This is a genomic window from Nocardiopsis sp. NPDC006198 (assembly GCF_040613895.1).
GTDB lineage: Bacteria > Actinomycetota > Actinomycetes > Streptosporangiales > Streptosporangiaceae > Nocardiopsis > Nocardiopsis tropica.
In genome coordinates, this window is sequence record NZ_JBEXSY010000066.1 from 24,538 (window position 1) to 37,840 (window position 13,303).

Annotated in this window: 12 protein-coding genes and 1 tRNA gene; 6 read left to right on the top strand and 7 right to left on the bottom strand. The window is 72.3% G+C overall.

The features are described 5' to 3' along the window. Window positions 1-147 precede the first annotated feature (147 nt). On the bottom strand, window positions 148-1,629 hold the full coding sequence (locus ABZ234_RS28725) for a polysaccharide lyase family 1 protein (protein WP_355014109.1): 1,482 nt from the start codon (window positions 1,627-1,629) through the stop codon (window positions 148-150). Window positions 1,630-2,197: 568 nt separating this feature from the next. On the opposite strand from ABZ234_RS28725, the gene ABZ234_RS28730 reads away from it, so the two are divergent. After that, window positions 2,198-2,503 carry a hypothetical protein gene (locus tag ABZ234_RS28730; protein ID WP_355014101.1) on the top strand — a complete coding sequence of 102 codons (306 nt, stop codon included), beginning with the start codon at window positions 2,198-2,200 and terminating at the stop codon, window positions 2,501-2,503. Between the two features lie 398 nt (window positions 2,504-2,901). Here ABZ234_RS28730 and ABZ234_RS28735 read toward each other — a convergent pair. From ABZ234_RS28735 to ABZ234_RS28750, 4 genes are all read right to left on the bottom strand, one after another. Next, window positions 2,902-2,975 (bottom strand) — tRNA-Val (locus ABZ234_RS28735). A gap of 44 nt (window positions 2,976-3,019) precedes the next feature. Next, the gene (locus ABZ234_RS28740) at window positions 3,020-3,490 is read right to left on the bottom strand and encodes a peroxiredoxin (protein ID WP_355014102.1); all 471 of its coding nucleotides are present in this window, start codon (window positions 3,488-3,490) and stop codon (window positions 3,020-3,022) included. A 130-nt stretch (window positions 3,491-3,620) separates the two neighbouring features. Next, window positions 3,621-4,046: a DUF3052 domain-containing protein gene (locus ABZ234_RS28745; RefSeq protein ID WP_267949059.1), complete on the bottom strand. Its 426-nt coding sequence runs from the start codon at window positions 4,044-4,046 to the stop codon at window positions 3,621-3,623. Window positions 4,047-4,238: 192 nt separating this feature from the next. After that, window positions 4,239-4,649 (bottom strand): secondary thiamine-phosphate synthase enzyme YjbQ, encoded by a 411-nt coding sequence (locus ABZ234_RS28750; protein WP_267949058.1) that lies wholly within the window; start codon window positions 4,647-4,649, stop codon window positions 4,239-4,241. Window positions 4,650-4,777: 128 nt separating this feature from the next. On the opposite strand from ABZ234_RS28750, the gene ABZ234_RS28755 reads away from it, so the two are divergent. Next, complete coding sequence (locus tag ABZ234_RS28755; RefSeq protein WP_355014103.1) at window positions 4,778-6,436, top strand: alkaline phosphatase D family protein; 1,659 nt, start codon at window positions 4,778-4,780, stop codon at window positions 6,434-6,436. 110 nt (window positions 6,437-6,546) lie between these two features. Here ABZ234_RS28755 and ABZ234_RS28760 read toward each other — a convergent pair whose 3' ends face one another. Together ABZ234_RS28760 and ABZ234_RS28765 are read right to left on the bottom strand one after the other, a co-directional pair. Continuing rightward, window positions 6,547-7,644 carry a hypothetical protein gene (locus tag ABZ234_RS28760; RefSeq protein ID WP_355014104.1) on the bottom strand — a complete coding sequence of 366 codons (1,098 nt, stop codon included), beginning with the start codon at window positions 7,642-7,644 and terminating at the stop codon, window positions 6,547-6,549. 334 nt (window positions 7,645-7,978) lie between these two features. Beyond that, the gene (locus ABZ234_RS28765) at window positions 7,979-9,256 is read right to left on the bottom strand and encodes a helix-turn-helix domain-containing protein (RefSeq protein ID WP_355014105.1); all 1,278 of its coding nucleotides are present in this window, start codon (window positions 9,254-9,256) and stop codon (window positions 7,979-7,981) included. A 252-nt stretch (window positions 9,257-9,508) separates the two neighbouring features. Here ABZ234_RS28765 and ABZ234_RS28770 point away from each other — a divergent pair, with 252 nt between their 5' ends. The 4 genes from ABZ234_RS28770 (at window position 9,509) to fabF (ending at window position 13,173) form a co-directional block, all read left to right on the top strand. Further along, a complete protein-coding gene (locus ABZ234_RS28770) occupies window positions 9,509-10,492 on the top strand; it encodes an ACP S-malonyltransferase (RefSeq protein ID WP_355014106.1) in 984 nt (327 codons plus the stop codon). A 2-nt stretch (window positions 10,493-10,494) separates the two neighbouring features. Then, the gene (locus ABZ234_RS28775; protein WP_267949053.1) at window positions 10,495-11,451 is read left to right on the top strand and encodes a beta-ketoacyl-ACP synthase III; all 957 of its coding nucleotides are present in this window, start codon (window positions 10,495-10,497) and stop codon (window positions 11,449-11,451) included. Between the two features lie 106 nt (window positions 11,452-11,557). Beyond that, window positions 11,558-11,800, top strand: a complete 243-nt coding sequence (locus ABZ234_RS28780) for an acyl carrier protein (protein WP_267949052.1) — start codon at window positions 11,558-11,560, stop codon at window positions 11,798-11,800. 134 nt (window positions 11,801-11,934) lie between these two features. Beyond that, window positions 11,935-13,173 carry a beta-ketoacyl-ACP synthase II gene (gene fabF, locus ABZ234_RS28785; RefSeq protein WP_267949051.1) on the top strand — a complete coding sequence of 413 codons (1,239 nt, stop codon included), beginning with the start codon at window positions 11,935-11,937 and terminating at the stop codon, window positions 13,171-13,173. Window positions 13,174-13,303 lie beyond the last annotated feature (130 nt).

The following is a 13,303-nucleotide window of genomic DNA, read 5'->3' on the forward strand; positions in this document are numbered from 1 at the left end:
CGCGGAACGGCCGACCCGCCCGGTTCGTCCGGACGGGTCGGCCGGGGTCCGGCCGGTTCGGGTGCTCTCGGCCGGACCGGTCACGGGCCGGCCCCTCTGCCGCCGACCGTCACCGCGGGGCGGCGGGTGTCCCCCGCCGCCCGGCGGCTAGCCGCCGTAGGTCTCGAACTCGGCGACGCGCGGTGTGCCGTTCGAGCCGGTGATCTCGAAGTTGATCTTCCGGAGCGTCGTCGGGGCGAAGGTGATGACGCCCGCTCCGCTCCCGGTGGCCAGGACGGCGCCGGTGTCGTGGTTCACGAGTCGCCAGGAACCGATGTTGCCCTCGGCCCCGGCCGCCTCGCGGATGTTGACCGAGGACACCGTGGTGCCGGAGCCCCACTTGACCGAGACGCGGCCGGTCGAGCCGCTCGGCGACCAGTAGGTGCCCATGTCGCCGTCGACGACGTTCCCGTAGCCGGTCCCGCCGGCCTTGCCCGAGCCGTCGGCGCCGGCCCCGATGCTGAGGTTGGTCCCCTCGGGCGGGTCGGTCGGGTCGGGGTCGGGGTCCGTCGGGTCGGGGTCGGTCGGGTCCGGGTCCGTCGGGTCCGGGTCGGTCGGCTCCTCCGCCTCGCAGTTGCCGTCCGAGACCCGGTTGCCCTGGCCCGCGCCCGCGGTCTGGTTCAGCACGGTCGGCACGCAGCCGGCGTCGTCGAGGTCGTAGGAGTACGGGATGCTCACCGACGTGGTGGACTGCGGGTTGGGCCCGGCGGGGTAGTTCGAGTCGCCCGGGCTGGACCAGGTCACGTTGTCGAAGATGTTGCCGCCGACCTCCCAGGTCCCCCTCTCATCGGTGTAGAAGGTGCCCAGGACGTCCTTGGAGTCCTCGAAGTAGTTGTTCTCCACCTTCGCCCTGGCCCCGGCCCGGGAGTTGATGCCGGACTCGTGGATGTCCGCGTAGTGGTTGCTGTACATGTGCCCGACGCCGCCGCGGAGCAGGGGCGCGCGCGAGTCGAGGTTCTCGAACCGGTTGTGGTGGTACGTGACGTACCCGTTCGAGCGGTCGCTCTCGCTGGACCCGACCAGGCCGCCGCGGCCGGAGTTGCGCAGGATGCTGTAGGAGAGGGTGACGTACTGGGTGTTGTTCTTCATGTCGAAGAGGCCGTCGTAGCCCTCCGACTCCCCACCCGACGCCTCCAGGGTGACGTGGTCGACCCAGACGTTGCGGACTCCGCTCTCCATCCCGATGGCGTCACCGCCGTTGGACGTGGGCGAGCCGGACTTCTTGACGTTCCGAACGGTCACGTTCTGGATGATGATGTTGCTGGACTCCCGGATGTGGATGCCCAGCTGGTCGAACACGGCCCCGCTGCCGGTGCCGACGATGGTGACGTTGCTGATCTTCTTGAGCTCGATCACGTCGTCGGCGGTCTCGCAACCGGTCCCCGACACCTTCGAGGTGTTGCCGTGGTTGATGGTTCCCTGCACCTCGATGACGATCGGGGTGCTGGTACTGGGCCGGTTGCACAGGGCCTCGTGGATCTGGGTCCCGGTCGTGGCCCGTACCGTCTGGCCGCCCGCGCCTCCGGTGGTCCCGCCGTTCTGCGTCGCGTAACCCGTGGCGCTGCCGGTCTGCGCCGATGCCGAGGCCATCGGCAGGGCCAGACCGCCCGCCACCACGGCCGCGGCGGCCAGCGTCGACACGAGCCCACGCGTGATTGATCGTCTCACTGCTCACCCTTCTTCTGGAGCACAAGCATGTGACCTGCTTCACTCGAGAGTAGAGAAAGCGCTTTCCATGTCAAGAGGTGTTGATGCAAACGTTTGCAAGAAGGGGAAGCATCCCTCGTTCTCCACATGCCTGCTGTGCTGCGGGTTTATGGGAATTTCACATCGAAAATCGGGACCGAGTACCTCTATTGGTGCAACCGGTTGTAGGGCCCCGATGAGGGCCCGGCGGGGCGTCCGCGGGCTCCCGCCGCGGTCGGCGGGCGTACCGGCGGGGGTGGGAGGGCCCACGCCCGGAGGGATCGGACGGGTTCTCGCGAACGGCCCCGGCCGGGCGACCGCGACCCGGGGCACGGCGGCGAAGTGCCGGGTCCGTAGGATGGCGGGCGTACGGCCGAAGACGGTTCGAGGAGGTGTCGGTGATGGGTCTCTCGCCCCAGCCGCCCGCCCGGAGGTTCCGGGAGCACGGGCGGCGGGTTCCGAAAGGAACGAGATGTCCCGTACGGACAAGACCAAACCGCTGTGGGTGCGCCAGCGCGAACACGGTCCGGTAGCGGTCCACGACCACACCCGTGGCGACTGCGACCTGCCTGCCGCCCCGACCCGCGAGGAACCGGGGACGCGTTGCCGCTGGGAGCACCCCGACGTCATGCTCTTCAGGCACGGATGCTGCGCCGGGTGCCACAAGCGCGCCTGTACCGCCGAGTGGCAGGCCTACACCAGGGCCGGCAACCGCAGGCGCCGCCACCGGGACCGGCTCCTGACGCTCCGCCGGGTCCGCGAGGCCAACACCCGTTAGACGTCGCACGACGCCCTCACGGCCTTCGCCGTGGGGGCGTCCCGTTCACACGGGACCAGGGTCGTTCCCGAGTGGAGTGGACACTGGTCCGACCAACGACAATCCACGAGGCGCAGCCCCGCGTTGTCAGAGATCGCTCCCCCTACCCCGCCGATCACCACGGCCCCGGCCGCAGGGGGGTGCCTCGGGGGTCTCCCCCCGGTAAAAACGACGGACGACCCGGGGAGGCGGCCGAAAGCCCCCGAGCAGTGTCGTCCTGGGTCCGTGGACCCGGGCAGGCCGACTGCGGCCCGCGGGGCGAGGCCCCACACCGGGGATCTGGGGGCCGCCCCCACAGGAAACGACGGAACGCCCCGGTGAGCGCGGTCACGCGCGAACAGGGGCGTTCCGGAGTGGAGTGGGCGCGAAGGGACTCGAACCCCTGACCTATTGCTTGTAAGGCAATTGCTCTAACCAACTGAGCTACGCGCCCGTGCGTCGCACGAGATCATACCGGTTCGCGGTGGCCGCCGCGCCTCAGGCTCCGGCGTGCTCCCGCAACCGCGCCAGGTACTCGTCCGTGTCGCGCGGCCGGGAGGCCGGGGAGACCGTCGACCAGCGGACGACGCCGTCGGCGCCGACCAGGAAGGTGCCCCGCCGGGCGACCCCGCGCCGGGGGTCGAGGACCCCGTAGGCCTCGGCGACGCCGCCGTGCGGCCAGAAGTCCGACAGCAGCGCGAACGGGAACCCCTCGCGGTCGGACCAGGTGCGCAGGGCGAACACCGAGTCCACCGACACCGCCAGGACCTCGGCTCCCAGCTCCTCGAACTCGGAGTGGCGTTGGCTCAGGTCGGCGAGCTCCCCCGAGCACACGCCGGAGAACGCCAGCGGGTAGAAGACCACGAGCACGGGCCGGCCGCGCAGATCGGCCAGGGCCGTGTCGCGCCCGTACTGGTCCTGGAGGGTGAAGTCGGGCGCGACCGCGCCCGCGGTGATGGGATCGCTCATGGTCGCGTTCGTGTTCGGCGGCGCTCGGGCCGGGGACGGCGGCCGTCTGCTGACGGACGCCCCTCAGCGCCGCGCGCCCGCCTCTGGGACGCGCGGCACCGGATGCCTCACCCGGTACGGGTGGTGGACGTCACCGCTTGGGAACGACCAGGCGCGTACCCGACCAGTCGGCGCCGATGCTGACCGCGCTCGTCTGGGACAGGCCCGACGTCGAAGCGGCCTCCGCGACGTCGTTCGGGGACACGTGGAGCTCACGTCCCGCCTTCGGGGTCAGCACCAGGATGGTCCCGCCGTCGGCGATGGTGGTCACCGTGTCCATCAGCGCGTCGGTGAGGTCCTCCTCCTCGTCGGACCGCCACCACAGCAGTGCCGCGTCGACGTCTCCGTCGAAGTCCTCGTCGACCAGCTCCTCACCGGTGAGTTCGGTGATGGATGCGCGCAGGCCCTCGTCGACGTCGTCGTCGAAGCCGAATTCCTGCACCACCTGACCCGGCTTGAATCCGAGTCGGTCAGCCAAGCCACGTTCGCTCTGTGCCTGGCCCGCGGTCGCGCTCACGAAAGTTCTCCTCCACAGATGGTTTTTCTCAATCTTGCCTGCACTGGGCAGTTGTCACAACGATGCCGGGCCAATTCGCGGCCCGTCACGTGGGTCCGTAACCATCGCTGATGGCCTAGTTCACACGCTAGTGGCATGTTCCGTCAACGCGCTCCCAAACCCCGTCCCGGTCCCGGTCACCCGCGGCGGGAATCATGAGGACGAGAGGTAGGACAGCCGGACCAGGCGGTCCGGGTTGTCCACGTTCAGGTCGACAACGGCGATCGACTGCCATGTTCCCAGTTCGAGGCGGCCCGAGAGCACCGGAACGGTGGTCTGGGGCGCGATGAACGCGGGCATCACGTGTGATCTCCCGTGGCCCCGGGAGCCGTGCTTGTGCCGCCACCGGTCGTCGGCCGGCAGCAGGTCGTCCAGGGAGGCGAGGAGGTCGTCGTCGGACCCCGCACCGAGTTCGATGATCGCCACGCCCGCCGTCGCGTGCGGGACGAACACGTTGAGCAGTCCGTCGCCTCCGGTCTCGGCGACGAAGTCACCGCACTCCCGCGTGATGTCGGTGATGCTCTCCGATCCACCGGTGTGCAGCTCAAGGATCTGTGTCCGCATAGCGCCACCTTCGCGCAGGTGCGGCCCTCGTGCAACCATCCCGGTGGCACCCGCGCTCAACTGCGCAGGTCGGCGCACGTCATACTCGTCCGCCACATGTGCGAACCTGGTCCAAAGGAGGGCAAACGGTGACTGCTTCTTTACGTTTGGGCCCACTGCTGCGTCACGCGGGACCGACCACGGCGACGGTGTGGGTGGAGACCGACACCCCCTGCACCGTGCGGATCCGGGTCGACGGAGCCGTGACGGCCGCCTCGGACACCTTCACCGTGCACGGGCACCACTACGCCGTGTGCGAAATCACCGGGCTCCCGGAGGGCGCGGCCCTGCCCTACGAGGTCTTTCTGGGCGAGGACCGGGTGTGGCCCGAGCCGGACAGCCCCTTTCCGCCCAGCGTCCTGCGCACGACGGCCCCGGAGGGGCCCACGCGGCTGCTGTACGGCTCGTGCCGCAGGCCGACGGGCGACACCCCCGAGGGGGTCGTGCGGTACGGCCCGGACATGCTCCGCGCCACCGCCCGGCGGCTGGCCCGCGAGGAGGTCGACGGCAACCTCGTCCTCCTCCTCATCGGCGACCAGGTGTACGCCGACGAGCTGGAGGAGCCGATGCGCTCCTTCCTGGCGTCGGTGCGCGGGCCGGACGGTCCCGACGGGGCCCCGGGGGACGAGGTCGTCCACTACGGCGAGTACGCCGAGCTGTACCGGCAGGCGTGGACCGATCCCCCCGTGCGGTGGCTGCTGTCCACCGTGCCGACGCTGATGATCTTCGACGACCACGACATCCGCGACGACTGGAACACCTCGGAGGCGTGGCGCGGCGCCATGGACGGCCGCCCGTGGTGGCGCAGGCGGATCACCAGCGGGCTGGGGGCCTACTGGGTCTACCAGCACCTGGGCAACCTGTCCGCGGAAGCCCGGTCCAAGGACCCGCTCTGGGCCCGCGTCCGCGACGCGCGCGGGGACGCCGCCGACGCGGTCGACGGGTTCGCCCTGCTGGCGCACGACGAACCGTCCTCCTACCGGTGGAGCCACCGCTACGACGTGGGTTCCGTACGGGTGCTGATGGCGGACACCCGCTGCTCCCGCGCGCTCGGGGAGGACGCCGTCCACGAGGGGTCGCGGTCGATCCTCGGCGCGGAGGGGCACGAGTGGCTGGACGAGAACCTGGCCGGGGGCCCCGACCACGTGGTGGTCGCCTCGACCGTCCCGGTCATGCTGCCCTCCGCGGTGCACCACCTGGAGGCATGGAACGAGGCGGTGTGCGCCGGCGCCTGGGGCGAGTGGCCGCGCCCCCTCGGCGAGCGGCTGCGGCAGGCGATGGACCTGGAGCACTGGGGAGCCTTCCAGTACTCGATGCGCCGCCTGGGCGACGCCGTCGGCGCGGCGGCCCGGGGCGAGCGGGGTCCCGCCCCCGCGACCGTGCTGTTCCTGAGCGGCGACGTGCACTTCTCCTACGCGGCCCCCGTCCGCCACCGGCATGTCGCCGAGGGCGGGACCAGGGTCACCCAGCTCGTGTCCTCGCCCCTGTGCAACCAGCTCTCCGCCGGGACCCGCCGGGTCGTGCGCCTGACGGCGAGCCGCGCCGTCCACGTGGTCGGCAGGGTGCTGACGCGGCTGGCCCGGGTCCCGGGGATCGACCTGTCCTGGAAGCTGGACGGCAAGACCTACGCGGGCAACACCATCGGCGAGGTGGTCTTCGAGGGCCGTGACGCCGAGGCCCTCTGGTACCACGCCTCCGAGGGGGGCATCGACGCGCTGCCCGGCGTGCACCGGCGTATGAGGGTCTGAGGCCGCCCCTTCCCGGGCGGGGCCGCCCGACCCGTCGTCCCGCACGGCGCCGGGGACCACCGGCGCCGGGGGCGCGGGCGCGGAGTCCGTGCCCGCGCCCCCGGCGGGTGTCAGGGCTTGTTCGAGTGCGGGCGGCGGGTGGAGGGTGCGGCGCGGCGGGAGCGGCGGACCGCGATCCCGAGGGCCCCGCCGCCCTGTTCGAAGAACTGCCGGGCGGCCCGGTGCACGCTGGAGCGCGGTCCCGCGGGGGCGTCGGGGTCGGGGTCGCCGTCGGCCGCGGCGCCGCTGCCCGGCCCCGGCTCGGAGCCCTCCTCACCCGTTCCGGCACCGCCCAGGTGCGGGAGCTGACGCGTCGGCTCCACCTCCTGCCCGGAGGGGAGGTGGGGAAGGACGTCGGTCGGCTTCTCCCGCCCGGTGCGCTCCGCCTCCAGGTGGGGGAGGACGTCCGTGGGCTCCTCGCTCCCGTGCGAGGGGGAGCCCAGGTGCGGGAGGACGTCGGTGCGCTCGTCGGACGGGGTGTCCAGCGGACGGATCGGCCGGGTGCGCTCGTCGGCGGAGGCGGCGGCGGGCGCGGCGCCGTCGGGCGCCCCGGAGCTCTCCTCGCGCACGGCCTTCTTCCAGGCCCTCTCCTCCAGCTTCTGGCGCATCGACTCCCGGGAGCGCTCGACCCGCGCCGCCTTCCAGGAGTTGACCAGCGGGGTGACGATCGGCCAGGTCACCTTGGCCGGGCGCGACAGGGCGTGCCACAGGTAGGCGGTGGTGCCCCACGCCTCCATGGCCCTGCGTGCCCTGGTGATCGTGAAGAAGGTCGGCATGGCCAGCAGGAGCTGGGGCCAGGCCAGCAGGAGCGAGGCCAGCAGCGGGTACATGCCCCCGCCCACGACGGACGCGGCGGCGCCGATCGCGACGGGCACCAGCGCCAGGGCGATCCGCAGACCGGTGAACTGGCGGAAGCGGTGCAGCGAGCGGCGCGCGGAGACCTGTGGAACCAGCCCCTCGGGCAGGGGCGTGGGCTGGACGATGAGCGCCAGCAGCAGTGTGCCCACGCCGACGCTCGCGGCCAGCAGTATCGTCCACCCCGCGGCGGAGAGCGCACCGCCGACCACGAGGTACACCACGCCCAGGACCGGCAGTGGCGCGGGGAGCCAGAACAGCACCCGCCTGCGCAGCTCGCCCTCCTGCGTGGGCTGGAGAACGAAATCGATCACCGAACGGAAGAACCGGGACCTTTTCCTCGGTCGCTCGACCACAGCGTTGACCCCCCAAGAACGTCGCGACGGAGCGGTGCGGGGACCATCGCCCGAGGGTGTCCTTAACCTCATGGGTCCCGCCAGCAGCCTGCCCATCACAAAGCTATCCCTTTTCATGTAGTCCCCGGGCGCACACGGGCAGTCACAGACATACCCGACCCAGGTGAAACTTCCATAAGTCGGTAGATATGACAGGCAACGATCAGATTACGTCCCCCAGGCCTTCCGGTCACCTCCGTGGCTGGTTCCGGACAACCTCCCCGGTGTGGTGTCGGCCACTCCGCGCCGCGCCTCACCCCTCGTGCGTCTGCGCCAGCCGCCCCAGGGCGACCGCCACCCGCAGGACGAACGACCCGCGGCCGTCGGAGGGGGTGCGGCCGGTGAGCTCGGCGATCCTGCTGAGCCGGTAGCGGACGGTGTTGGGGTGGACGAAGAGCATCCGCGCGGTGGCCTCCAGCGAGGAGGCGTGCTCCAGGTAGACCGACAGGGTGTCCAGCAGCGGCGAACCGGCCCCCAGGAGGGGGACGTAGACCTCCTCCACCAGCTGGCCGCGGGCCTCGGTGTCCCCCTGGAGGGCCCGCTCGGGCAGGAGGTCGTCGGCGAGCACGGGGCGCGGCGCGTCCGGCCAGGCCACTGCGGCGCGCAGTCCGCTGACCGCCGCGCGCGCCGACGCCCCCGCCGCGCGCAGGTCCGCGACGGCGGGTCCGACCACCACGGGGCCGGGTCCGAAGAGCCCGGCCAGGGGTTCGGCCGCGGCCGCCGGGAGGTCCTCCTCCGGGTAGCGGTCGCCCACGCCGACCACCACCACGACGCGCCTCCCCTGGGCGCCCGCCAGCACGTCGTGCCCGAAGCGGCGCGCGGCCGCGCGCAGGTCGTCCAGGATCTTGCCGGGGTCCTCCCCGCCGGTCTCCCCGGCCACCGCGATCACGGGGGTGTGCGACCAGCTCAGCGCCGACCCCCAGGTCTGGAGGCCGTCCTCGTGGTCGCCGTGCAGGAGCGCGTCGACGATCAGGGCCTCCAGGCGGGCGTCCCACGCCCCGCGTGCCTCGGCGGCGCGCGCGTACACCTTCGCGGAGCTGAAGGCCACCTCCCTGGTGTACCGGAGCACCGCCTCGCGCAGCTGCTGGGCGCCGCCGGGGGCGGCCAGCTCGTCGACCTGTCCCTCGACCACGTCGATGACCACGCGGATCATGTCGACGGTCTGCTGGAGGGAGACCGAGCGGGTGAGCTCGCGCGGAGCGGTGCCGAAGACCTCGACGGTGATGGCGGGACGCCCCCGGACGGGGTTGCGGAACCAGTCCACGAAGGCGGCCACGCCGGACTGGGCGACGAGCCCGATCCAGGATCGGTCCTGGGCGGACATGCGGCGGAACCAGCCGAGCCGCTGCTCCATGCGGGAGACGGCGGCCGTTCCGAGGGCTCCCATGGAGCGCTCCAGTCGGCGCACGGTCTCGGCGCGCACGCGCTCCTGTTCCTCCGCGAGCGGATCGGTGTCGCCGTCGACGCCGGCGGCGTCCGCCGGACCGGTGCTGCCCTCGTCGTCCCGGGGCGGGTGGGGTTCGGTGTTCACACCTCTAGGTTCGCACCCCCGGGGGACCCGACCGGAGGGCCGCCCCGCGCCGGGGCGCTTCCGCCCCCTCCGCGCACCCGCTCCGTGGTCGGTGCGGAACAGCGCGTACCGTCGGGGGTGATCCCCCACACTGGTTTCGGCCGGGCGGGTCCATGTCAGGCCTCCTTTTGTGGAGTACCTACAAACGCCCCGGCCGAAGTTCGTGTTCCTCCCCATCCGACTGGTGATCTCCTACAGGGCAAGGTTGATGTCGTGCTCGTAATCGTTGCTCCCGGCCAAGGCGCCCAGGTTCCCGGTTTCCTCTCCCCGTGGCTCGAACTCCCCGGCGTCGCCGAGCAGTTCGCCGCGTGGTCCGAGGTGTCCGGACTCGACCTGGCCCGCTACGGCACCACAGCGGACGCGGAGGAGATCCGCGACACCGCCGTCGCCCAGCCCCTGCTGGTCGGCGCCGGCCTCGTCGCGGCCTCCGCCATGCTCTCCCCGCTCTCCGCCCCCTCGCCCGCGCTACCCGCGGAGGCCTCCCTCGTGGACGCCGTCGCGGGCCACAGCGTCGGTGAGTTCACCGCCGCCGCGATCGCCGGCGTGCTGTCCCCCAAGGACGCCATGGCGCTGGTCGCCGAACGCGGCCGGGGCATGGCCGACGCCGCCGCCCGCACCGGGACGGGGATGACCGCCGTGCTCGGCGGGGACCGCGACGAGGTCCTCGCGGCCCTGGCCGCCGCGGGCCTGACCCCGGCCAACGACAACGGCTCCGGCCAGATCGTGGCCGCCGGGACCACGGAGCAGCTCGCGGCCCTCGCCGGGAACCCGCCCGCGCGGGCCCGGCTCCGGCCCCTGGCCGTCGCGGGCGCCTTCCACACCGAGCACATGGCCCCGGCGGTGGAGCGGGTCCGCGCGGCGGCCGCCGCCCTGTCGCCGTCCGACCCCACGGTCCGCCTCCTGTCCAACGCCGACGGCGCCGTCGTGGACAGCGGCGCGGAGTACCTCGAACGCCTCGTCTCGCAGATCTCCTCGCCGGTGCGCTGGGACTCCTGCACCCGGACCCTGGCCGACCTCGGGGTGACCGCCCTGATCGAGCTCACCCCCGCGGGCACGCTGACCGGTCTGGCCAAGCGCGCGCTGCGCGGTGTGGAGCTCCTCGCGGTGAAGACCCCCGACGACCTCGACCGCGCCGGTGCCCTCATCAAGGAGCACGCGGGGGTTCTCTCCCCCTCGGGCACCGACCAGGAAGGCTAACCATGTTCAGCTCCCCGAACTCCCCCGGAGGCGCGTCCGTCGTCGCCCTCGGCGAGTACCAGCCGTCCCAGGTCCTCACCAACGCCGACCTCGAGTCCCGCGTCGACACGACCGACGAGTGGATCCAGAGCCGCGTGGGCATCAGGGAGCGGCGCATCGCCGGTCCCGAGGACACCGTGGCGAGCATGGCCGTGGCGGCCGGCGGCAAGGCCCTCGCCGCCAGCGGGCTCTCCCCCGAGGACATCGACCTCGTCATCGTGGCGACCTGCACCGTGCAGGACCAGATCCCCAACACCGCGGCCACCGTCGCCGCGAAGCTGGGCATCACCGCCCCGGGCGCCTTCGACCTCAACGCGGCCTGCGCGGGCTTCTGCTACGCGCTGGGCGTCGCCGCGGACATGGTCCGCGGGGGCAGCTCCCGCAACGTCCTGGTGATCGGCTCCGAGAAGCTCAGCGACTGGGTCGACTGGGAGGACCGCTCCACCTGTGTGATCTTCGCCGACGGCGCGGGCGCGGCGATCGTCTCGGCGTCCGAGGAGCAGGGCGTGGGCCCCGTGGTCTGGGGCTCCTCCGGCGAGCGCGCCGACAAGATCCACCTGCGCGACGGCAAGTACCTCTACCAGGAGGGCCAGGCGGTCTTCCGCTGGACGACCACCGAGCTCTACCAGGTCGCCCTGGAGGCCCTGGAACGGGCCGGTGTGGAGCCCTCGGAGCTGACCGCGTTCGTCCCGCACCAGGCCAATCTGCGGATCGTGGAGTCCATCGCCAAGAAGCTGGGCGCTCCCCAGGCACTCGTGGCGCGCGATATCGTCACCGCTGGCAACACCTCCTCCGCGTCCATCCCTCTCGCGCTCTCGCGCATGATCGGGCGCGGGGAGCTGCCGTCGGGGAGCATCGTCCTCACCCTGGGCTTCGGCGCGGGGCTGGTGTACGCCGCACAGGTGATCCGCATCCCCTGAACACCGCCCGAGCCCGCGGCACCACCGCGCGATCCGGGTTCGCAGAACCCCGGCACGCGCGGTGTCCATGAACCGACACCGATACACCAACCAAGGAGATAAAGACATGGCGGCTCACAGCGAGCAGGAGATCCTGACCGGCCTCGGCGAGATCGTCGAGGAGATCGTCGGCACCGAGCCCGCCGAGGTCACCCCGGAGAAGAGCTTCGTGGACGACCTCGACATCGACTCGCTGTCCATGGTGGAGATCGCCATCGCCGCCCAGGACAAGTTCGGCGTGGAGATCCCGGACGACCAGCTCAAGGACCTCAAGACGGTCCAGGACGTCATCAACTTCATCCAGAAGTAGCGTGCTCGGGGCGCCGGGTCCCACCCCTGACCCCGGCGCCCCCACAGGCCACCACCCGTGGTCTCCCCAGGTACATCCGCCAACGCCTCCCGGCCCCGCGGCCGGGAAAGTCCCACGAGAAGGGCGAACGGATCATGTCAAAGACCGATGTCGTCGTCACCGGCCTCGGCGCCACCACCCCCCTCGGGGGTGACGTCGCGACCACATGGTCCGCGCTCCTCGACGGCCGCTCCGGAATCTCCACCCTTCCTGAGGAGTGGCACGAGAAGCTCCCGGTGCACTTCGCCGGGCAGATCGCGCAGGAACCCTCCGAGAAGCTGCCCAGGCCGCGCATGCGGCGCCTGGACCGCACCCAGCAGTTCGCGCTGATCGCCGCGAAGGAGGCCTGGGAGGACGCCGGGTCGCCCGAGGTCGACCCGATCCGCCTCGGCGTCGTCGTCTCCAGCGGCATCGGCGGCATCCTCACCATCCTCGAGCAGTACGACATCTTCCGTGAGAAGGGCTGGAAGCGGGTCTCCCCGTTCACCGTGCCCATGCTCATGCCCAACAGCCCCGCCGCCGCGATCAGCCTGGAGTACACCGCGCGGGCCGGGTCCCACGTGCCGGTGAGCGCCTGCGCCTCCAGCGCCGAGGCCATCGCCAACGGTGTGGACATGATCCGCTCCGGCCGCGCCGACATCGTCATCGCCGGCGGCACCGAGGCCGCGATCCACCCGCTGAACATCGCCTCGTTCGCGTCCATGCGGGCCCTGTCCACGCGCAACGACGACCCCCAGACGGCCTCCCGCCCCTGGGACAAGAACCGTGACGGCTTCGTCATGGGCGAGGGCGCGGGCATCCTGGTGCTGGAGTCCGCCGAGCACGCCGCCCGCCGGGGCGCCCGCGTCTACGCGCACGCCTCCGGCGTCGGCTACACCAACGACGCCTACGACATCGTCCAGCCCGACCCCGAGGGCGCCGGCCAGGCCCGCGCCATCACCCAGGCCCTGGACGACGCCGGCCTCGTGCCCGACGACGTCGTGCACGTCAACGCCCACGCCACGTCCACGCCCGCCGGAGACGTCGGCGAGACCCGCGCGATCCGCTCGGCCCTGGGCGACTCCGCCGCCGACCGGGTCTCGGTGACCTCCACCAAGTCCATGACCGGCCACCTGCTGGGCGGCGCGGGCGCGGTGGAGTCGATCGCGACCATCCTGGCGCTGCACGACGGCCGTATCCCGCCGACCATCAACATCGAGGAGCTCGACCCGGACGTGGTCGTGGACATCGTCCGCGACAAGCCCCGGGACATGCCCGGCGGCGACGTCGCGGCCGTCAACGAGTCCTTCGGGTTCGGCGGCCACAACATCGCCCTGGTGTTCCGCCGCGCCTGACCCCCGCGCCCGACCCGGGCGGGGGGGGGGGGCCCCCCCGCCCCCCCCGGCCGGGCGGGGGGGGGCGGCCCACCCCCCACCCCGCCCGGGCACCCCCCCCGCCAGGGGGGGGGTGAGGGGCACAGCGGGG

What these genes read in the sequence shown, in the direction of transcription:
- ABZ234_RS28775 (WP_267949053.1), top strand. Translation starts at nt 10,495, where the DNA reads ATGTTCAGCTCCCCGAACTCCCCCGGAGGCGCGTCCGTCGTCGCCCTC.
- fabF (WP_267949051.1), top strand. Translation starts at nt 11,935, where the DNA reads ATGTCAAAGACCGATGTCGTCGTCACCGGCCTCGGCGCCACCACCCCC.
- ABZ234_RS28725 (WP_355014109.1), bottom strand. Translation starts at nt 1,629, where the DNA reads ATGGCCTCGGCATCGGCGCAGACCGGCAGCGCCACGGGTTACGCGACG.
- ABZ234_RS28750 (WP_267949058.1), bottom strand. Translation starts at nt 4,649, where the DNA reads ATGCGGACACAGATCCTTGAGCTGCACACCGGTGGATCGGAGAGCATC.
- ABZ234_RS28730 (WP_355014101.1), top strand. Translation starts at nt 2,198, where the DNA reads ATGTCCCGTACGGACAAGACCAAACCGCTGTGGGTGCGCCAGCGCGAA.
- ABZ234_RS28740 (WP_355014102.1), bottom strand. Translation starts at nt 3,490, where the DNA reads ATGAGCGATCCCATCACCGCGGGCGCGGTCGCGCCCGACTTCACCCTC.
- ABZ234_RS28780 (WP_267949052.1), top strand. Translation starts at nt 11,558, where the DNA reads ATGGCGGCTCACAGCGAGCAGGAGATCCTGACCGGCCTCGGCGAGATC.